Annotated in this window: 20 protein-coding genes and 1 CRISPR repeat array; of the genes, 16 read left to right on the top strand and 4 right to left on the bottom strand. The window is 41.8% G+C overall.

What is annotated here, in order from left to right:
• Nucleotides 1–4: 4 nt before the first annotated feature.
• The 3 genes from accC to lipA form a co-directional block, all read right to left on the bottom strand.
• Nucleotides 5–1,384, bottom strand: coding sequence for an acetyl-CoA carboxylase biotin carboxylase subunit (gene accC / locus AAX10_RS02125; protein WP_046699704.1), 1,380 nt, complete (start codon nucleotides 1,382–1,384; stop codon nucleotides 5–7).
• Nucleotides 1,385–1,393: 9 nt separating this feature from the next.
• Nucleotides 1,394–1,867, bottom strand: coding sequence for an acetyl-CoA carboxylase biotin carboxyl carrier protein (accB, locus tag AAX10_RS02130; RefSeq protein ID WP_080946980.1), 474 nt, complete (start codon nucleotides 1,865–1,867; stop codon nucleotides 1,394–1,396).
• A 478-nt stretch (nucleotides 1,868–2,345) separates the two neighbouring features.
• Entirely contained in the window at nucleotides 2,346–3,410 is a 1,065-nt protein-coding gene (gene lipA, locus AAX10_RS02135; protein WP_046699706.1) for a lipoyl synthase, read from the bottom strand.
• A gap of 243 nt (nucleotides 3,411–3,653) precedes the next feature.
• Nucleotides 3,654–4,793: a CRISPR direct-repeat array (repeat unit 36 nt; unit sequence GTCTTAATCCCTTTTATAACAGGGAAGGTTTTGAAC).
• Nucleotides 4,794–5,460: 667 nt separating this feature from the next.
• Between lipA and AAX10_RS02140 the strand changes: the two genes are divergently transcribed.
• The 10 genes from AAX10_RS02140 to csx2 all read left to right on the top strand — a co-directional run bounded on the left by AAX10_RS02140 (nucleotide 5,461) and on the right by csx2 (nucleotide 14,422).
• Entirely contained in the window at nucleotides 5,461–5,703 is a 243-nt protein-coding gene (locus AAX10_RS02140; RefSeq protein WP_046699707.1) for a hypothetical protein, read from the top strand.
• Nucleotides 5,697–5,999 carry a hypothetical protein gene (locus tag AAX10_RS02145; RefSeq protein WP_046699708.1) on the top strand — a complete coding sequence of 101 codons (303 nt, stop codon included), beginning with the start codon at nucleotides 5,697–5,699 and terminating at the stop codon, nucleotides 5,997–5,999. The genes AAX10_RS02140 and AAX10_RS02145 overlap by 7 nt, the downstream gene beginning before the upstream one ends.
• Before the next feature lie 76 nt (nucleotides 6,000–6,075).
• Nucleotides 6,076–7,218, top strand: a complete 1,143-nt coding sequence (gene csm6, locus AAX10_RS02150; protein ID WP_046699709.1) for a CRISPR-associated ring nuclease Csm6 — start codon at nucleotides 6,076–6,078, stop codon at nucleotides 7,216–7,218.
• Between the two features lie 4 nt (nucleotides 7,219–7,222).
• Nucleotides 7,223–8,470 carry a type III-B CRISPR module RAMP protein Cmr1 gene (gene cmr1 / locus AAX10_RS02155; protein ID WP_158580282.1) on the top strand — a complete coding sequence of 416 codons (1,248 nt, stop codon included), beginning with the start codon at nucleotides 7,223–7,225 and terminating at the stop codon, nucleotides 8,468–8,470.
• A 10-nt stretch (nucleotides 8,471–8,480) separates the two neighbouring features.
• The gene (gene cas10 / locus AAX10_RS02160; RefSeq protein ID WP_046697880.1) at nucleotides 8,481–10,295 is read left to right on the top strand and encodes a type III-B CRISPR-associated protein Cas10/Cmr2; all 1,815 of its coding nucleotides are present in this window, start codon (nucleotides 8,481–8,483) and stop codon (nucleotides 10,293–10,295) included.
• The gene (locus AAX10_RS02165; RefSeq protein ID WP_046699710.1) at nucleotides 10,295–11,470 is read left to right on the top strand and encodes a type III-B CRISPR module-associated Cmr3 family protein; all 1,176 of its coding nucleotides are present in this window, start codon (nucleotides 10,295–10,297) and stop codon (nucleotides 11,468–11,470) included. Before cas10 ends, AAX10_RS02165 begins: the two co-directional genes overlap by 1 nt.
• 39 nt (nucleotides 11,471–11,509) lie before the next feature.
• A complete protein-coding gene (cmr4, locus tag AAX10_RS02170; protein ID WP_036366567.1) occupies nucleotides 11,510–12,388 on the top strand; it encodes a type III-B CRISPR module RAMP protein Cmr4 in 879 nt (292 codons plus the stop codon).
• Between the two features lies 1 nt (nucleotide 12,389).
• On the top strand, nucleotides 12,390–12,746 hold the full coding sequence (gene cmr5 / locus AAX10_RS02175) for a type III-B CRISPR module-associated protein Cmr5 (RefSeq protein WP_036366568.1): 357 nt from the start codon (nucleotides 12,390–12,392) through the stop codon (nucleotides 12,744–12,746).
• Entirely contained in the window at nucleotides 12,743–13,864 is a 1,122-nt protein-coding gene (gene cmr6, locus AAX10_RS02180) for a type III-B CRISPR module RAMP protein Cmr6 (protein WP_080946983.1), read from the top strand. Before cmr5 ends, cmr6 begins: the two co-directional genes overlap by 4 nt.
• A 15-nt stretch (nucleotides 13,865–13,879) precedes the next feature.
• Nucleotides 13,880–14,422 carry a TIGR02221 family CRISPR-associated protein gene (gene csx2, locus AAX10_RS02185; RefSeq protein WP_080946984.1) on the top strand — a complete coding sequence of 181 codons (543 nt, stop codon included), beginning with the start codon at nucleotides 13,880–13,882 and terminating at the stop codon, nucleotides 14,420–14,422.
• Here the strand turns inward: csx2 and AAX10_RS02190 are convergent.
• On the bottom strand, nucleotides 14,415–15,116 hold the full coding sequence (locus tag AAX10_RS02190; protein WP_015586042.1) for an IS1-like element ISPa14 family transposase: 702 nt from the start codon (nucleotides 15,114–15,116) through the stop codon (nucleotides 14,415–14,417). The two genes, csx2 and AAX10_RS02190, sit on opposite strands and share 8 nt — an antisense overlap.
• Nucleotides 15,117–15,215: 99 nt before the next feature.
• On the opposite strand from AAX10_RS02190, the gene AAX10_RS02195 reads away from it, so the two are divergent.
• The 6 genes from AAX10_RS02195 to AAX10_RS02220 all read left to right on the top strand — a co-directional run bounded on the left by AAX10_RS02195 (nucleotide 15,216) and on the right by AAX10_RS02220 (nucleotide 19,160).
• Nucleotides 15,216–15,863: a hypothetical protein gene (locus AAX10_RS02195; RefSeq protein ID WP_420812461.1), complete on the top strand. Its 648-nt coding sequence runs from the start codon at nucleotides 15,216–15,218 to the stop codon at nucleotides 15,861–15,863.
• A gap of 71 nt (nucleotides 15,864–15,934) precedes the next feature.
• Entirely contained in the window at nucleotides 15,935–16,243 is a 309-nt protein-coding gene (gene csx16, locus AAX10_RS02200) for a CRISPR-associated protein Csx16 (protein WP_036366572.1), read from the top strand.
• Nucleotides 16,244–16,518: 275 nt separating this feature from the next.
• Nucleotides 16,519–16,818, top strand: a complete 300-nt coding sequence (locus AAX10_RS02205; protein WP_036366573.1) for a hypothetical protein — start codon at nucleotides 16,519–16,521, stop codon at nucleotides 16,816–16,818.
• 236 nt (nucleotides 16,819–17,054) lie between these two features.
• Nucleotides 17,055–17,303 carry a hypothetical protein gene (locus AAX10_RS02210; protein WP_036366576.1) on the top strand — a complete coding sequence of 83 codons (249 nt, stop codon included), beginning with the start codon at nucleotides 17,055–17,057 and terminating at the stop codon, nucleotides 17,301–17,303.
• 128 nt (nucleotides 17,304–17,431) lie between these two features.
• Nucleotides 17,432–18,163, top strand: coding sequence for an SDR family NAD(P)-dependent oxidoreductase (locus AAX10_RS02215; RefSeq protein ID WP_052585396.1), 732 nt, complete (start codon nucleotides 17,432–17,434; stop codon nucleotides 18,161–18,163).
• A gap of 1 nt (nucleotide 18,164) precedes the next feature.
• A complete protein-coding gene (locus AAX10_RS02220; RefSeq protein WP_036366578.1) occupies nucleotides 18,165–19,160 on the top strand; it encodes a Gfo/Idh/MocA family protein in 996 nt (331 codons plus the stop codon).
• Nucleotides 19,161–19,166 lie beyond the last annotated feature (6 nt).

The following is a 19,166-nucleotide window of genomic DNA, read 5'->3' on the forward strand; positions in this document are numbered from 1 at the left end:
CCCCCTAGTGTTTGTGATTGGGCTGATTGTTGTGATGATTGTCAAGCCAATGGGTCAAATAATGAATGCTGACCCCGCCTTGACAAAAAGATTCATTATCAAACATGGCTTGATGTAGGGCTTTGTTGGTTTCTACGCCTTGAATGTCAAGCTCTGTCAGGGCGGATTTCATTTTGGCAATGGCAAGCTCACGGGTGGGGGCATGAATGCATAATTTGCCAATCAAACTGTCATAATAGGCAGGAATTTGATAGCCTGTATACAGATGGCTGTCCACCCGTGTGCCATAGCCTGCAGGCAGATGACAATAGCTCACTGTCCCTGCCGATGGCATCAGGCTAAAAGGGTGTTCGGCATTGATACGGCATTCAAAGGCGTGCCCTGTCAAGCGAATGTCGTCTTGGCTAAATTGCAAAGGATAACCTTCGGCAACTCGGATTTGTTCGGCAATCAAATTCACGCCCGTTACAAGCTCGGTAACGGGGTGTTCTACTTGAATGCGGGTGTTCATTTCAATAAAGAAAAATTCGCCATTTTCATACAAAAATTCAAAAGTCCCGACCCCACGATAGCCCATATCCAAGCAAGCCTTGATACAGGCTTGTCCGATTTTGTCTCGCTCATCTTGGCTGATAAAGGGGGCGGGGGCTTCTTCGATGATTTTTTGATGACGGCGTTGCATAGAACAATCTCGCTCGCCCAAATGAATGGCATTGCCATGCGTATCAGCAATCACTTGAATCTCAATATGACGAGGATTTTTTAGATAGCGTTCCATATAGACCACAGGGTTACCAAAGGCGCTCATCGCTTCTTTTTTGGTCATAGCGACCGCTCCTAGCAGCTCGTCCATACTCTCAACCACACGCATACCCCGTCCGCCGCCACCCCCTGAGGCTTTGATGATGACAGGTAAGCCAACTTGTTTGGCGATGTTGATGATTGCTTCATCGTCATCAGGCAGCGCCCCATCAGAGCCTGGAACGCAAGGCACGCCTGAGGCAAGCATGGTTTGCTTGGCGGTAACTTTATCGCCCATCATACGAATGTTTTGGGCGGTAGGACCGATAAAAACAAAGCCTTGCTCGGTAACAAATTCAGCAAAATCGGCATTTTCGCTCAAAAACCCATAACCAGGGTGAATGGCGTCCACGCCCGTCAATTCTGCTGCTGCCAAGATGGATCGCTGATTCAGATAGCTGTCTTTGGGCAAATGACTGCCAATACAAACCGTCTCATCGGCAAGGCGAGCAGGCAGGCTGTCCTTATCGGCGGTAGAATGCACCAACACCGAACCAATGCCAAGCTCACGACACACCCGAATGATTCGCAGGGCGATTTCACCACGGTTGGCGATGAGAATTTTTTTAAATTTTTTGCTCATGTTCTTATCCTATTCAATCACAAACAAAGGCGAGTCGTATTCCACCATTTGACCTTCGTCCACCAAAATCTCACGCACCACCCCTGCCTTGTCTGCCTTGACTTCGTGCATGATTTTCATGGCTTCCACAATACACAAGGTATCGCCTGCTTTGACGGCATCGCCAATTTCAACAAAATTGGGGCTATCAGGAGCGGATTTACGATAAAAAGTGCCAAGCATAGGTGAGGTGATGGTGTGAAAATTGGTGGGTTCGGTGGGTGGCGTAGTTGAGCTGATTTGGTTTTGGGGTGTGTCTGACAGGTCTTGGAGCGACATTTGGGCTAAGGTGTGAGGCGCAGCCTGAGATAACACTTGGGGCAAAGGTTGGCTTGGGTTGGTCAAAATAACCGTCTGCGTGCCATCTTGAATGTGAAGTGAGTGAATCTTGGCGGTTTCGGTCAACTGAATGAGGCGAGCCAGTGTATCAAAATCAATGTTCATAACGATATCCCTAAAATTTAAGTTATGGGCAGGGTGCGATTATATAACAAATGATTGGCGACTGTCTATGACACTTGATGGTCTTTGTGGCGTGATGTGTTGGATTAAAAAAGTCCAGGTTGCAATGCCGCTTCAACCAGTTTCTAAATACAATCCTGCATTAAATAGTCATCATGCAGAATAATTTCTTTTCTTGCTAATAAGGCAGGTGTTGTTTTGTGATTGCTTGCACCATGGGCCATTGTGGCTGGTTTTTATTTTTTTTACGGCTGATTTGTTTTTATAATTTCATATTGGCAAATCTAGAGCTGTGTTGCATTCTTAAAAGTTTGGTGCCAAAAAATACGGCTTTTATCCCTTATTTTAAAGTAAAAAACAGCAGGGTCTTTGACATTGCCTTTGTTGTATCAAAAAATAAAACGACATTTTAATAGTAAAAACAGGGGCGAATATTTGCCCCTGATTTGTTGTGATTTGCTTAAAAGCACCCAGTTTTCTCGCCTTTTTCGGCTTTTGCCAACTTCTCTTCGGCAAGTGCCTTAGCTGAACGTACAGGCGGTGGGCAGTCTTCGCCATAGTATTGGCGGTCGGCAAAGTAGCTTGAGCGCACCATAGGATTCGCCCAGATGTTAAAAAAGCCCAGTTTTTTGCCGTATTCGGTATAGCGGGCAAACTCATCAGGGTGGACGTATCTGTCCACAGGGGCGTGGTTCTTACTTGGGGCTAGGTATTGCCCGATTGTGATGATGTCCACGTCATGGGCTTTTAGGTCGTCAAGCAGGGCATAGACTTCTTCTTCGGTCTCACCAAGCCCCACCATAAATCCGCATTTGGTGGCAACATCGGGACGGCGTGCCTTGTATTCTTTTAGTAGGTTTAGTGAGTGCTGATAGTCCGAGCCGGGGCGAAATGCCTTGTATAGGCGTGGCACGGTCTCGATGTTGTGGTTAAAGACATCGGGAGCGGTCTTGGCAAGTAGGTCAATGGCGATTTTTTCACGTCCACGAAAATCAGGCACAAGAATTTCAATCAAGCAGTTGGGGCTTAGGGTTTTGGATTCTTGGATAACTTCCACAAAATGCCCTGCACCGCCGTCTTTTAGGTCGTCTCTGTCCACGCTTGTGATGACGGCATATTTTAGCCCAAGCCCAAGTATCGTCTCAGCGGTGTGGCGTGGCTCGTCCACATCTAGAGGGTTGGGTCTACCGTGAGCGACTTCACAGAACGGGCAACGACGTGTACAGATGTCGCCCATAATCATAAAGGTCGCTGTCCCGTCGCCAAAGCATTGGGGCAGGTTAGGGCAGGCGGCTTCTTCGCAGACGGTGTAGAGCTTTTGTTTGCGTAGCGTGCCTTTGATACGCTCCACTTCAGCAGGGCTGGATAATTTGACACGAATCCAGTCGGGCTTTTTGGGGGTTTCTACGGTGGGAATGACCTTAATGGGAATGCGAGCGACTTTATCATAGCCACGCAGTTTTTCGCCCTGAATGGCTTTTTTTGGGGCGGGGCGGGCTTCTGGGGTGAAGGTTTGGACAGTCATGGCTTTGCCTTTTTTTATAATATTAAATAAGCGAAAAATAAATGGAGGTATTTTACCTTATTTCAAGACAAAAAGCGATGCGTGATTAATGCGGGCTGTGTTTGGTAGTAGTGGAAAAGGTGAGTTGATGCTGGCGGGTGTGTGGTGATCAAGGTTGGATGATGGTGCGGTGAAGAGTATAGATTCAGCCGCACCTACGCATGCCAGTCCTACACTTCATCGGAATGGCATGGGACATCCAAAATTGAAATCCCTTTTATAACAGGCAAGGTTTTGAACTTTGAAGGCTGGATCAAGGGCAACCTTGGTAAAGTCTTAATCCCTTTTATAACAGGGAAGGTTTTGAACGTACAAGATGCAGGTATTCGCCAAGAGCGTGCGTCTTAATCCCTTTTATAACAGGGAAGGTTTTGAACCTCGCAAATTAGTGAGGTGAATGAAATCTCACCGTCTTAATCCCTTTTATAACAGGGAAGGTTTTGAACTCTTAAAAACTTCCTATACCGTATTCATAATAGGTCTTAATCCCTTTTATAACAGGGAAGGTTTTGAACATCAATTCTGTATGCACCCTAGTAAAAAGGAAGTCTTAATCCCTTTTATAACAGGGAAGGTTTTGAACAAAGGTGAGATTCTTACTTATTCACGAGGTAAAGGTCTTAATCCCTTTTATAACAGGGAAGGTTTTGAACGCTCACAGCTGTACCAACAAGAAGGTAAAGTAAGGTCTTAATCCCTTTTATAACAGGGAAGGTTTTGAACGGCAAAAGCCGAGAAGTGGGTCGATGAACTCGAGTCTTAATCCCTTTTATAACAGGGAAGGTTTTGAACTAACCTCGCCCACCTTGGGGATAAAGCCATCAAGTCTTAATCCCTTTTATAACAGGGAAGGTTTTGAACGGATGTTTGACGCTCCAAGCTCCAATCTTTGGCGTCTTAATCCCTTTTATAACAGGGAAGGTTTTGAACGCCTTAACAGTATTTATCATCGTGGGCTTGCCCGTCTTAATCCCTTTTATAACAGGGAAGGTTTTGAACCAATACCAGTACCGCCTGCTATATAAGTCTTAGGTCTTAATCCCTTTTATAACAGGGAAGGTTTTGAACAGCCTACCCAGAACACAGTAAAACAACAACAACAGTCTTAATCCCTTTTATAACAGGGAAGGTTTTGAACCTAATAAGAGTGAAATCAAAGAATTACTAACCTGTCTTAATCCCTTTTATAACAGGGAAGGTTTTGAACATATACGAGCGAGACGGTCGTAAGTATTATGTGTCTTAATCCCTTTTATAACAGGGAAGGTTTTGAACGGAGCAAAGGCGAGGTACAAGAGTTGTTGGATTGTCTTAATCCCTTTTATAACAGGGAAGGTTTTGAACTGCACTCATTTAAAAATAACGAGTAAAATCAAACGTTTGCAGATCAAATTTTTGTTCAAAAATTGTTTAATAAAAGTTAATGTAGATTAAGGAAATCTAAATAATTAAATATCCTTAAAAAACAATAACTTATAAATTTGACACCCATTAGGATTATTCAAAAAAAACAAGCTATTAAATAATCAAGCGGCATCTTGTCGTCCAAGACGATATGGTTATTTTAATGATTTTTTGCCAAATTGCAAATGCTTTTTGCGGCTATGACTCCGATTGACGTCAGTCGAGATAAGCTTACGAAACCACTCGAGAAATTCATTCAGATGTATCATACAACAGATCAAGATTGGTTGGGTCGTTTGCTGATAGTGATTTTTAATTTGTGGGCAGATGTTGATTTGTCTTGTGATTAAATAAGTTTAGTGAGTATGCTCACTTTTGTAGGCTTATCAAACCCCAAATTAAGAGACTTTGTTGTCATAATGCTAACATCAAATAAGTTAGATGAATAGGTGCTATTATGAAAAATCCTATCAATGTAATCGATGCTTTGTCTGCAACCACTGAGGTGGTGAAGGCTGTTGGCGAAAGATGAAAGATATGGGCAACGCATGGCTCAAAAGCACGAACTGGTAAAATCAATCAACAATATCAACAAAAGAGAATAAATATGCAATTAATGGTCGCAGACACATTCGCAGCAGAAGCAGTAAAATTGGGCACAAGCATCATGGCGCACAATCAGGCGCGCAAGAGAATAGATGCTGAGCTTGCCACCGCGACTCAAGGGCATGAGCGTCAAAGGCGGCGAATGACAGCGTGCGCTTTCAGAAGTACATCGTCTTATACAGCGCATCCATTGAGCAATCAAAAAGCCAATACCGAGACTATGAGGTGTATAAAAGAATGGTAAAAACCTTTAAGACCAAGCGTGATGAGATTGGTCAGAGAATTGGTGAGCTAAAGGCGCAGCGAGACACCACCAAAGGCGAGGCTCGCCAAGTGATTCGTGATGAATTGGCAGAGTTATATATATGGCTGGACGAAACTAAGCTGGAGTTGGATCGCTTATACCCTAAAAAAGCAGAGTTTTTAGAGATGCTTCGTCAGACCAACCAGAATACCCGTGAGCTAAAAACCACAATCCGTGATAAATGCGGACGTGGCGGCAGAATGTGGTATGAGCGCAAACAACTTAAGGCAGTATAAAAATTCTGTGATGATATATTGTATTTTTGTAACTGCTGTCCTACAATGATAACGATAGAAAATAAGGAATGATTAGATGAAAAATGTACTTTTTCTAGTAACGGGCATGACCCCGCAGATCATCACCGAGACGGTGTGGGCGTTGGCGTGCGACCCTAATTTGGCAGATGATGAGCGATTTGTGCCTGATGAGATTTGGGTGCTAAGTACTGATGACGGACTAAACCAAATCAGGGCGACACTGTTTGACGAAGGGGTTTTTGAACAATTCAAAAAAGACTACCCCATCATCGCAAAGGTAGCATTTGACAAAAATCATCTGTGCGTTATCCAAAAAGACGGCACGCCACTAAAAGACCTAAAAGCACCCGGTGATAATGAACTGTCCGCCAATCTAATCTGCCAACAGGTGCGTAATTTTACCCAAGATGATAATGTTCGTCTGCACGTCTCTATCGCAGGCGGGCGCAAGACAATGGGGTTCTATGCTGGCTATGCTCTGTCCTTATATGGTCGTGTCCAAGACAGCATGTCTCATGTGTTGGTGGATAGCGAGTTTGAAAGTGCGATGGGTTTTTATTACCCAACGCAGACGGATTATTATGTAACCCAAAGACATACAGGCAAAAAACTCAATGCCAAAGACGCACAAATTTGGCTGGCTAATATTCCGTTTGTGCGGATGAGCGAAGCCATTTCTGATAAGCACCAATTAAAACAAGGGGTGAGGTTTAGTGAGGTGGTTGATTCTATCAACGAGTCCTTTAAAGAAATTCAACTAACCGTAGATGTACCCAACAAAAAATTGGTCGTTAATGGCAAAGAAATAGACGCATTAGATGCAAAGCATTTTGCTTTCTTTTATTGGTTCGCCGATTTGACCAGAAAAGAGCAGAATATATCAGCACCAAAAGCAAAAATGAAAGACCCTAATGTTAGTCCAGAAAATTTAAAAGTTATTCAGACATTAACTCAGGATTTTAATATTTATTATCAGACAATCAAGAAAAAAGAAGTGTTTGATATAGAAGATGTAGATATTATTGATATTGATAAAGGACAGTTTAATAGTGCAACCAACCATGTCAATTCAGTTTTGATTCAAGAGTTGGGTTTGGAAATTGCCAAAAAAATAAAAATTGCCAATATTGATGGTAAGCGTGGCAAACCTTTTCATTTAAATGTTCCTGCAAAAAATATCACGATTATTGAGGAGTAATAAAATGGTTAGAGATGTACCTAAGACGATAGAAGGTCAAGAAATTGTTTTGTTGACCGAAGAAGAGCTAAATCAACAACCAAATCCACTCACATGGCACACCTTAAACTGTGAGCTGATAACCCCCATGTATGGCGGTGGCGTGGAATCCACAGTTGTGGATAGACATATGCCGATTCGCACCAGTAGCATTCGTGGGAATTTGCGTTTTTGGTGGCGACTGCTTGCCAAATATAAATGGAAACTTGATGACATTGCCACAAAAGAAAAGGACATTTGGGGTGGTATGGGCAACAGTGATGACGAGGGTAAGGCAGGGAAGGTTCTACTTAAAGTTATCAATCTATCCAAAAAGCGTGTCGGTGATAATGATTTGATTGCTTATGACGATGGGTCATTGAGTGGTTTGCGCTATGTGTTATTTCCTGCTTACAATGAGACTGATGACAGCAAAAAACCACATAAGTTATTAAAATCAGACAATGTTAAGCTTGATTTACAAGTGGCATTCGCTCCACAAATTGCCAATGATGACACCATTAAAAATCAAATCATTGAAACCTTGCAATGGTGGGCGAATTTTGGTGGATTGGGTTTTCGCAGTCGCAAGGGCTTGGGAGCAATTTGTGTGAATGTTTGCCAAGATTTTCCGCAAATTTGCCATGCCTTAACGAATGATGATGTACAGCAAGCGGATTGTCGTTTGGTGGTGCGTAATAGTAACAGTTCAACAGGTACACAAGCATTGGCGGCAGGTATTCAAAAATTATCTGATTTTCGCCAAAAGGCAGGCGTGGGGCGTAATGAGCCGTCCGATGAAGCCAAAAAAATGAAAAAACCCGCAGGGCGTAGCCGTTTTCCAGAGCCTGATGCTCTAAGACGTATTCAACGTAATTTGGGTTATGATAAAAAACACGAGCCTGTACATCAGGCAGGGAATATGTTTCCAAGAGCGTCATTTGGCTTGCCAATTTTATTTCACTCACACCAAGAAAAAGCGGTAAAAGCAACGGTCAATCCTGCCATTGGCGAACGTCTAGCCAGTCCGCTGATTATCCGTCCACGCAAAGTTGGCAGTCATTATCAGGTGATGGCATTGGTGTTGCCCTATAAGGATATTTTAAAAATGAAAGTTGAGATAAATGGGATGGAATACCCGATTTGGGAGCAGGACAAAGCCAAGCATATTCACCCAATCCAGGAAAATGGCAATGACCCATTAGACGCTTTTTTAAACTATTTTATAAAATAAGGAATAACTAATGTCAAAATATGTCGTGATATTTTCCATAGGGCCCGTGCAGACGTTTATTGCGTCCGCTCGCCGTAGTCGTGATTTGTGGAGTGGGTCTTGGTTGTTGTCCGAACTTGCCAAAGCCTGTGCCAAATCATTAAAAGACAGTCAGGCAGAACTTATTTTCCCCTATGTGGAAAATGATGATGATTTAAAAGAAAACTCTGAATTTTCGGTGGGGAATAAAATCCAAGCTGTCATTACCGCTGATAATGAAGAGCGGTTAAAATTGGTGATTGACGAAGCTAAGGACGCAGTAAATGAGCGTTTTAAAAATGAAGCAGATAATGCTTGGCGTGATTTGCCTACTGCTGATAAAGATTTAAGAAAGGACATTTGGGATAAACAAATAGGTGATTATCTAGAAATTCAAACCGCTTGGGTGAAAATCACTGATGATTATATCAGTGCTACACAAAAAGCAGGTCAGATTTTGGCAAGTCGTAAAGCAACCCGTGATTTTAATCCAAGTGCCATAACGCCTTATGATAGTCAGTTGATGATTCCAAAGTCATCTTTGGACGGCATCAGAGAAACGGTACTAAAAGAAGATGACTCATTAAAAAACCTAACTCGCCTAAAATTATCCTTATCCAAATCCGAACAATTAGATACGGTGGGCGTGATTAAGCGTTTGGGCTTTAAAGAAAAAGCGGAGCAATTTACGCCCATCAGCCGTGTTATGGCGGACAGTTGGATTGAGCGACTGATTGCACACAATGAAGATTTGTCCAAAGTTAAGGAAAATTACGAAGAGTTGGAAAACCTTGGTGTGGCAACTCGTGTAAGGGGCAATGACAAGATTTACCAAAATTTTGCTTATGACGGTCAGCTACTGTACTCATCTCGTATTGATGCGTTAATCCGTGAATGGCAAGGTAGCGATGATGCGATTGTGGATTGGGCGAATGAATTAAAATCCGCCTTAAAACCATTGTGGCGAAAATATGGCGAACCGTATCGTTATGGCGTGTTGCTACGGGCAGACGGCGACCGTATGGGCGAGTTGCTGGATAAAGCCAAATCTCAAAAAGAACACCAAGCGATTACCCAAGCTTTATCTGCTTTTGCTGGTGGGGTGAGTCAGATTATGCGAAATCATCGCGGTCATTGTATCTATGCAGGGGGCGATGATGTGTTGGGCTTTGTACCGTTGGATAAGGCGTATGAGTGTGCCAACGATTTGCAACAATCATTTTTACAAAGCTTGGCAGAGATAGCAGGTCAGCTGAATGTGGATAAAAGCCCAACATTATCAGTCGGTTTGGCAATTTGTCATATCATGACGCCGCTGAGTGTGATTCGTGAGCTTGCCAGTCAAGCTGAAAAACATGCCAAAGGCGACCATATTGAAAATGAAACCTCAAAAATTAACGAACGCCGTGATGCGTTGGGGATTTTGCTGTCCATTCGTTCGGGTAATGATACCAAACTTCGCTATAATTGGAGTGATGAAAAGGGGCTAAAAGTATTTAAGGAATTTATTAAGTTTTATCGTAAAAAAGAAATTCCAAGCCGTATCGCTTATGACATTCGTGCGATTTATTTGTGTACCAAAGATTTTGCCGAAGGCAATAAAGACTTATTGCAAAACATTCAAAAAGCCGAATTAACCAGAATGCTAAAACAAGCTCGTACCGATAACGGTCAAGAGATCAAAAAAGCGATTATTGATGAATTGGCAGAGCGTGGCGAAGTCATTGGTTTGGACAAATTGGCAGATGAATTGATTGTGGCTCGTTGGTTCTCCGCCAAAACACAAAAAGATTTAGGAAAAGAATGATGAACAGTTATTTAATAGAATCGCTTGCCCCATTGGTGTTTCGTTCGGGCAAACCATTTGCCAGTCAAAGCTCCGCCCAAGATGTGATTTTCCCTTTGCCAAGTGCGGTGGCTGGTTTGGTGCGTGCAACCGCCATTGCCCAAAAGAAAGTGGATTTTGATAAAAACAGATGTGGCATTGATGACCCTGATTATAAAAAGGTATTGGATATTAAAAGTCAAGGCATTTATTTGACAAGGGTCAATCAAAACAGCATTGATATTTTGGTGCCAAAACCTGCCAATGCTCTGTATGTAGAAGACAAAGAGCAAAAAGGCAAAATTGATCTGGTACGTCTTGCCCCTGCTGATATTGAGCCTGATTGCGGTAGCGATTTGCCAAAGAGCTTACAATATGTGCAAACCGTTGATATAAATGGCAAACCGATAAGTATAAAAGGCAAACCAAAATCAGGGGTAAATTTTTGGCATATTGATGATTTAATCAAATGGCAAAATAATAAACCATTGACCTATGATGACATTAAAAATAATGGTTTAGCAAGTATCCCAACCAACATTCGTACGCACGTTGCCATAGATGATATGACAGATTCATCAGAAGACGGTAAGTTGTTTCAGACGGCAAGTTTTGATTTGTCCTATCAGCGAGAAGATAAAGTGTTTGAAGAGCATCGTTTGGGATTTGTGATTTTATCCGAGCAGACCCTAGATGATGATATGGTTGCTTTTGGTGGTGAAAGACGGCTATCGTATTTTAAATCAATCAAAAGTGATGTTGGTTTTATCAAGCCAAGTCAAGCTCTGTTGGATAGTATCAACCAAGCAGGTGGTTTTAGCCTAACATTTTTAACGCCGTGCGTGTTTGCCAAAGGTTATTTGCCAAGCTGGATTGATGAAAACACGATGACAGGTGAACTGCCTGATAGTAAAGTTAAAGTGCAATTACAAGCGGTGGCAGTGGAACGCTTCCAAGCAGTGTCAGGGTGGGATAGTTTGTTATGGCAACCCAAAGCCACACGAAAAGCCGTGCCAGCAGGTTCGGTGTATTGGTTTAAATGTTCTGACAAACTGGATATACCGACATTACAGCGACTGTGTCAATCGCTTGCCGATGACCGTTACGACCAAAACGACGGTTTTGGTATGGCACTGATTTCTCCATTTACCATTTGATATTCACGTTTAATTTTTATTTTTTAACAAGGATTTATGATGCAAACTCGTATTTTTTATTTACAAAATTTATCTGCTCTACACGTTGGCACAGGTCAAGGCGTGGGCGTGGTGGACTTGCCAATTATGCGTGCTAAGGCAACCAATTTACCGATTGTGGCAGGCTCTGCCATCAAGGGCGTATTACGTGATGAGCTAAAAGCACAATGCAAGATTAGCGATAAAGACATTAACACGCTGTTTGGTAAAAACGAAAATGCCGACCACGCAGGGGCGATTGCGTTTGGTGATGCTCATTTATTATTGTTGCCGATTCGTTCATTTGCAGGGACGGTAGCATATGCAACCTGCCCATTTGTGTTGCGTCAATATCAACGTGATGTCGGTGTTGATTTGGATATTCCAAACATTAATGACAATCAGGCGTTAATTACTAGTAGTACATTATTAATTGGCAATCAGATCGCCCTAGAAGATTTGGATATTGAGGCTGTTCAAAATGAAAAAGCTGGAAAGATTGCCGATATGATTGTTAATGCCTTATATCCAGATTTGGTATTAAATGCTGATGGATGGCGTAATGCGGTCAAAAGCCGTTTTGTGGTTTTGCCTGATGATATTTTCTCATTTTTGGCAGATACAGCGACTGAGATTCGTACTCGTATTCGTATCAATCGTGAAACTCGTGTGGTGCAAGACGGTGCATTATGGACAGAAGAAAACTTGCCTGCCGATAGCGTGTTGTGGGGTGTATTGGGCGTAAGTCAATCTCGTGATAAAGATAATAAAAAAGACGCAACTGAATTAGCGGAATTATTGCCAACAGATGAATTAAACATTCAAGTGGGCGGTAAACATACCGTAGGGCGTGGATTGTGCCGTTTGCTCATCAATGAAATAGCCAAAAAAGGAGCGTGATATGCAAACTCGTACCCAAAAATATGCAGAGCCTGCTTATCCTTTGGTTGATAGCTTGAAAGGTAATGACATAGAAAGCAAATATCGCACACTTGCTTTAAACTTACCTACAATGATTTTGCAAGCAGGATTAACACAAGCGATTGGTTTTTTAATGGCAAAAAATGAAAGTCATCATCAACTGATTTTGGCACATTTGGCGGAGTTATTGAATTATAAAGATAAAGAAAAAGAGTTTTATCAAAAAATTCTACAATCCAATGTTCAAGAATATCAGCTTTTAAGCCGTAAAGCCATTGAAGCATCTGGTTGGTTAAAACGTTATACCCAAGCCTTGTTAAAAGGGGAGAATAAATGACAGCGTTAATGCGACAAAATTTAGCCAGATTATATCCTGATTTTCGCACGGCTCACGCAGGACTGCTGATTCAGCGTGGGCTGCGAAAGTGGGACGATGACAGCGAAAAGCCTATTAAAAAAGAATTGATTGGCAAAATATCATCAGTTAAGGCAGATGAATTGTATCTACTGGCATTTCATCGTTGGTTGAATTTGACCTATCAAAATGACAATTTTGCCAATCTATCCGCCAAAATCAATGGGCGATTATTTACAGGATTGGCATTGGGTCAAACGCTAGAAACAGGGGCGATGACACACCACACCTACGGTATGCCGATGATTGCAGGGTCTAGTATTAAAGGGGCAGTACGTCACTATACCGAGCAGTTATTTGCTGAGCGTGATGAAAATAACAATATCCATTACCGTGATGGTCAAATTGTTATTCAAGAGAACAAAAAGCACATTTTGGATATTTTGTTTGGTACAGATGACAGCAGCAATGCTGGGTATTTGATTTGGCATGATGCGTGGTGGATTGCTCCTGTTGATACTAAGATGAACCTATTGCAAGGTGAAAATGCCAGACCATTTATTGGCGAAATCGTAACCGTACATCATCAGGAATATTATCAAGGCAAAATGAAAGAAGCCTTAGATATTGAAAATCCCATTCCCAACCAACAAATCGCGATTCAAGGGGAGTTTTATTTTAGCATTGAAGGCGAACCACAATGGGCAAAATTTGCCAAAATGCTACTCACCAAAATGCTACAAGAGCAAGGCGTGGGAGCAAAAGGGAGTAATGGATATGGGTATTTTGAAATTGATGAAAAATTGAATGACGAGATGACCAAACGCTTTAATGCCATTAAACCTATGGATAAAAATGACCCATTGGCACATATTAAAAAAGAGATTTCTATATTGAGTGATGAGCAATTAACAGAAAGTTTAAGTAAGGATATTAATAAATTTCTTGAAAAGTTAGAATTGAAGAAAGGGGATGACGAGCATTGCCAAAGTCTAGTTAAATGTATATTAGCTGAAAAGGAAGAATTTGTTAAAAATTTGGCTGATGATACAGGTAAAAATGCTAAAAAGGCTTTTAAATTTATTGAAAAATATCGTTAAACAAGGTGTGTAAAAATGACAACATTAATTAGTTTTTTAGGCACGGGTCTAAAAGACCAAAATGGTAAAAGTCGGGGCTATCAAGAAACTACTTATCGGCTTGATGGTGTGGATTATCCCCAAAAATATGTCAGTATTTCTCTAATAAAAGCCATAAAGCCTAACAAGGTAATCCTGCTTGGCACGACAGGTAGTGTTTGGGACGTATTTTTGGAGAAAGGTGGCGATAGTGGCTTGGAGCAAGAATGGTTGTCTTTGAGCGAAAAAGTAGAAGAAGTCAGAGTAACTAAGCAGGATTTAGAACCATTTGAGCTATATTTGAGCGAGCAATATCAGGCACAAGTGAAATGTGTACTTATCCCGTATGCCAGAAAGTTAGCGGAACAAGTAGAAGTTTTGTCTGTCATAGCTGAGAATTTGGCGGATAATGAAAATGTAGTCTTAGATGTTACGCATGGTTTTCGCCATTTGCCTATGCTGGCATTGGTTGCATCTAGATTTTTAAAAACCATTAAAAATATCAGGTGGTGTTTCAAAAAGTATGCTGACATTAAATGAAGCCATTATTGATGTAAAAAAAGGTTAAGTCGAAAGCTTTAAAATGGTTTTCAATCTTTTTTGAAAAATTACAACTCCTTCTAAAACCGCGCCTAATTCGATGCCTTATTTTGCAATTATTACCTTCAATACCTACAGTAAAAAATTTACCAATACTTTGCTTGCAGTTTTTAAAAGCAGTTATGAAACTGTCCCAATGATCACTTGCAATTCGGGTGTAGTGAATACCTAATTGTTTAAGCTTTGCCTTCAATCGTTGAACTGTAGCTAAGTCTCTTTTACCCCAAACATAAGCAACAATCTCACCTGTTTCTCGATGGTAGGCGTAAATAAGCCATTGTTTATTATTTTTATTTCCCACAAAAGTCCAAAACTCATCAACTTCAAGAGACTCATAATGACTTTGTTTAGGCTGAATTTGGTAGGTCGATTCGGTTAAAGTACGTAAAACTTTACCGATACTGATTCGCTCAACTTCAGCGATATCTCGTATACCACTACCTCTGACCATCAACTGTAATATTTTTCGAGTAATGCCTGAATGACATCCTAGATAGCTCAGAGCATGGTCACCAATAAACTGACGTTTACAGTCTTTGCACTGATAGTTTTGTTTCCCATCTACTTTGATGCCATTTTTCTTTATACTGTCACTGAGGCAGGTTGGACATTTGATTTCTAGAGTTATTCGCATTTCTCTATTTTATCAAAATTCAACCTGCTTTGTTTCAGCATACTTTTTGAAACACCACCAAATATCAATGTACAAAATATTTATTATGGTGCATTTGATATGAAAGATGAAGACGGCACTTGTCCTATTATTGATGTCAATGGCATGTTGTCTATGTTGGATTGGATTGATGCACTCAATACTTTTGATAAGGACGGCGATTACGGCGTATTTTTTGAATTATTAGTTAAAGAAGGAATTGAGCAATCTAGTGCCGATTTATTAAGGCAAGCGTCTTTTTATGAAAGAACAACCAATGCCAGTAATGCCAAGCAAAAACTAGATACCATTTTTAAGGAGTTAAATGCGTTTGATGACTCACCATTGTTTAATTTATTTAAACCACAATTAACCAAAAGATTGCAATGGTTTAAAAAGAGCAATCGGGGTCTTAGAGAGCAAGAATTGGCAAAAGAATATTTAAATCGTAGAGATTACGTTCGTGCCGTTGTTTTTGCTATGGAAGGTATGATTTCAGCAAAAGTATTCTCGGAAAAGCAAGATGAAAACCGCTATGAAGACCGTGAAGAAGCAAGAAGCACACTAAGAGAGGCAGACGGTTTTAAATTTTTGTCTAATATTCGTAATGCTTTGGTTCATGGTTTGGGCAATCAAAATAAAGACATTAAAAGAGTCTTGGATAAAGAAAGCAGTATTCAGCAGAGTTTAAAAAAACGCTTCTCAAACCTACTAGATAACAAAAAATAAGCTTACATTCCCCACACTCCACTCAAAAAACGTCATAATATCCCATTATGACGTTTTTCACAGGATATTTTATGGCTACTTATTTTATTACTCGCCATATTGGTGCATTGGATTGGGCAGGTGCTAATGGTGTGCATTTTGATGTGCATTTGCCCCATTTGTTAGATTTTGATGAATTACGGTCAGGTGATGTCATCATCGGCACATTGCCTATCAATATTATCAGCCAAATCAACGATCTGGGCGTGCGTTACATTCATCTGTCATTAACCATACCGCCCCATTTGCGTGGTGTGGAGCTGACCGCCGAGCAGTTGGATGAGTGTCAGGCAGCCTTGGAAGAATTCCATGTCAAAAAACTGGCAAAAATCATCAATTAGGAAAAATCATGAACGAATTTGAACTGGCGTTTCATATTGATAAAATCGCCCAATTAAAATATTTGGGCAAATATGAAGAATTGCGAGCCTATATCTCAAAAACAACCCAATGACATAAAAGCCCAACTAAATATTTGGGCAAGTCAACTATTGTCTAGATTGCAGCAAGATGATATTAAGGATAAATTACCACTCGCCAACCAACATAGCATAGACGGCTGGCAGGCGTTTTATGGTCATGATTATCATCGGGCTCTCGACTCTTTAGGCAGGCGATGAATGAGCCAAACTGGCAACAGAGCGCCCTTGATAGTAGTTTGGGCATGGCAAAAGCCTATACCCGTACAGGGCATTGGCAGTTGGCAAAAGCGTGGTGCTTGTATTATTTGGCATTGGCTAGGCGGTTTTTATGTCATTTTGATGTAGCAAAGGGATATGGGGCGTTGGCAGAGATATTTTTACGAGCCAATACACCCAAAGAAGCGTTAGGCCGTTTTCAAATGGCGTATCATCTCATGCCACTACAAAGCGGGCAAAAGGCACGCCAATATAACTTTATGGCGTCAGCATTGTAGCGTCATGGTGAGTTTTTGCGAGCGTAAGCTTTGCTATATTCTAGTTACCAGGAGATTGAGCGGGCGTTGTCGTTAGAGCCTGAACTTGTGGAGTATCACGCAGGATGCTACATTCGCAAATGCGTTTTTGTTTTTTTGGCGCTGTTGTCAGATAGGGTGTTATTGCCGTTTGTGGATTTGAACGGTATCAATCAAACGTCCGCTGTGGGTCTAAAAACCATGCCAAGCGGTATATTGTGGGGGGGGTACACGGCATTCATAGCCCAAACCAAAATGACCTAAAAAAGGCAAGCGATGAATTTTATGAGGCGATGATGATTTTTGAGGGTCGGTTATTGTTTGAATATCTGTGGGCAAGCCGTCTGTATCAATATTGCCAAAAAATCCAAGGCGTGGATTATCAGGTATGTGATGAAACTATCAAAAAAGCCCAAGCGATATTTAACATAGAGCAAATCAATCCGCCTTACTCCTATCGTATTTGACCAAACGTGGCAAAAGGTAGAGTTACACAATCGAGGGTTTGTGCAATTACTGCAAGATGACTTGAATAAGCAAGCATTGATTAACGTATGGCAACAATTTGTTTATTTGACAAACAAAGGGCAAAATCATGAAATTTAATGATATAAATAACAAAACAATCATCGTAACAGGTGCTGGCGGTGGCATGGGTAGGACGTGCTGTGAATATCTAAGCGGTCTAGGGCTACACGTTTCGGCGATTGATTGCCAGGATGAGAGATTGCCATTGGTGGCAGATGACAAGACAAAAACCCTGTGTGTGGATTTATCTGATCATTCGTTGGTAGAGCAAGTGGAGCAAGCGTTGGCAGGTTTACCGCCTGTGTGGGGACTTGTCAATCTGGCAGGCATTTCGGTGGGCGATACGGTGGATAAATTGTCGCTTGATGATTGGCAGTTGTCTTTCGATGTCAATGTAACGTCTGCCCTGCGCCTAATTCAACTGGTCGCCCCGATGATGAAACGAGCTGGTGGGGGCAGCATCGTCAATGTCAGCTCGCCTGTCGGCTATATCGGTGCTAGAAAGCCAAGCTATGCCGCCAGCAAATCTGCCTTGCATGGCTTAACCGCAAGCTGCGCCAGAAATCTAGGGGTAGATAACATCCGTGTCAATCTGCTGCTACCAGGTACAACCATTACCGAGATGGCCAAAGATTGGAGCTTGGAGCGTCAAACATCCATTGCTAAAGAAAGTCTACTTGGTAGATTATGCACACCCCAAGAAACCGCCGAAGGGATTGCGTTTTTGTTAAGTGAGCATAGTCGCTATATGTCAGGGGCGATTTTGGACATGACTTGTGGCAGTATGTGGGGGCATTGATATGAATACACCGATTAAGGCGGTTATTTTTGGATTGGGCAATCAAGCGTTTGAACATTTGGATGCGAGTGTGGGTCATCAAGATGTTCAAATTATTGCAGGAATTGACGGTAATACTGACCGCCACAAAGAAGTGTGCGCGCGTTTTGGCGAGTTAAACTTACAGTGCTTTCAATCGCTTGATGAGTTAAAGGCGAGCGGATTGGCGTTTGATGCATTGATTTTGGCACTCCCCCACGATGTCTATGGCGGTATTTGGGCGGATATTTTGGCTTTGGGCAAACCCTTGTTAAAAGAAAAACCATTGGGGCGAGACTATCAAGAAGCCAAAACCTTTATGGATACTGCCCACAATGCTCATTGTGAATTACAAACTGCCATTCAACGCCGTCAGCACGCCAGCTATCAGTTTTTGGTTAAATTTTTACAAAAACATAAAATCAAAATCCAAGAGTTACACGCCCATTTGCATTTGGGTAAGGGATTGCAAGCTGCGATTGATAAGCCTGATTTAAAATGGCGCGGCGACCGCCAAAAAGCAGGTGGTGGGGCGCTGCTTGACGTTGTCTATCATTTGGTGCATTATATTGTCGGTGATTTTGATGTGGTATCTGCAACCATGTACAACGGCATGCAGGTGGATAACGGCATTGATATAGAAGACAGAAGTTGGCTGGTTGGGTGTAAGCCTGATGTGTGGATTATGCTTGATACATGGGTGAAGGGCGAGCCAAATGGCAGGGGCGGATTTACCAAATCTGAAGCGGTGGAGCTATTGACGGATAAGGGGCTTTTAAAGGCAAATCGTGAAGGCGTATGGCAAGACGGCGTACAGATTTTTGCGACCCAAAGCAAATGGCAAGATGCGATGAGAAGGCAGCTTACTGATTTTGCAAATAATATCCGCACCCAAAACTGGCATACAGACGTGATATGGCACCAGCTACCCGCCATGCGAACGATTGATAAAGCTTACTGGCTATCAAAAAGTTACTAGGGGCAA

Source organism: Moraxella bovoculi, assembly GCF_000988745.2.
Taxonomy (GTDB): Bacteria; Pseudomonadota; Gammaproteobacteria; order Pseudomonadales; family Moraxellaceae; genus Moraxella; species Moraxella bovoculi.

Bases quoted from the DNA above. Each gene is read 5' to 3' on its own strand.
- accC (WP_046699704.1), bottom strand. From the start codon at position 1,384: ATGAGCAAAAAATTTAAAAAAATTCTCATCGCCAACCGTGGTGAAATC.
- accB (WP_080946980.1), bottom strand. From the start codon at position 1,867: ATGAACATTGATTTTGATACACTGGCTCGCCTCATTCAGTTGACCGAA.
- lipA (WP_046699706.1), bottom strand. From the start codon at position 3,410: ATGACTGTCCAAACCTTCACCCCAGAAGCCCGCCCCGCCCCAAAAAAA.
- AAX10_RS02140 (WP_046699707.1), top strand. From the start codon at position 5,461: ATGCAATTAATGGTCGCAGACACATTCGCAGCAGAAGCAGTAAAATTG.
- AAX10_RS02145 (WP_046699708.1), top strand. From the start codon at position 5,697: ATGGTAAAAACCTTTAAGACCAAGCGTGATGAGATTGGTCAGAGAATT.
- csm6 (WP_046699709.1), top strand. From the start codon at position 6,076: ATGAAAAATGTACTTTTTCTAGTAACGGGCATGACCCCGCAGATCATC.
- cmr1 (WP_158580282.1), top strand. From the start codon at position 7,223: ATGGTTAGAGATGTACCTAAGACGATAGAAGGTCAAGAAATTGTTTTG.
- cas10 (WP_046697880.1), top strand. From the start codon at position 8,481: ATGTCAAAATATGTCGTGATATTTTCCATAGGGCCCGTGCAGACGTTT.
- AAX10_RS02165 (WP_046699710.1), top strand. From the start codon at position 10,295: ATGAACAGTTATTTAATAGAATCGCTTGCCCCATTGGTGTTTCGTTCG.
- cmr4 (WP_036366567.1), top strand. From the start codon at position 11,510: ATGCAAACTCGTATTTTTTATTTACAAAATTTATCTGCTCTACACGTT.
- cmr5 (WP_036366568.1), top strand. From the start codon at position 12,390: ATGCAAACTCGTACCCAAAAATATGCAGAGCCTGCTTATCCTTTGGTT.
- cmr6 (WP_080946983.1), top strand. From the start codon at position 12,743: ATGACAGCGTTAATGCGACAAAATTTAGCCAGATTATATCCTGATTTT.
- csx2 (WP_080946984.1), top strand. From the start codon at position 13,880: ATGACAACATTAATTAGTTTTTTAGGCACGGGTCTAAAAGACCAAAAT.
- AAX10_RS02190 (WP_015586042.1), bottom strand. From the start codon at position 15,116: ATGCGAATAACTCTAGAAATCAAATGTCCAACCTGCCTCAGTGACAGT.
- AAX10_RS02195 (WP_420812461.1), top strand. From the start codon at position 15,216: ATGAAAGATGAAGACGGCACTTGTCCTATTATTGATGTCAATGGCATG.
- csx16 (WP_036366572.1), top strand. From the start codon at position 15,935: ATGGCTACTTATTTTATTACTCGCCATATTGGTGCATTGGATTGGGCA.
- AAX10_RS02205 (WP_036366573.1), top strand. From the start codon at position 16,519: ATGAATGAGCCAAACTGGCAACAGAGCGCCCTTGATAGTAGTTTGGGC.
- AAX10_RS02215 (WP_052585396.1), top strand. From the start codon at position 17,432: ATGAAATTTAATGATATAAATAACAAAACAATCATCGTAACAGGTGCT.
- AAX10_RS02220 (WP_036366578.1), top strand. From the start codon at position 18,165: ATGAATACACCGATTAAGGCGGTTATTTTTGGATTGGGCAATCAAGCG.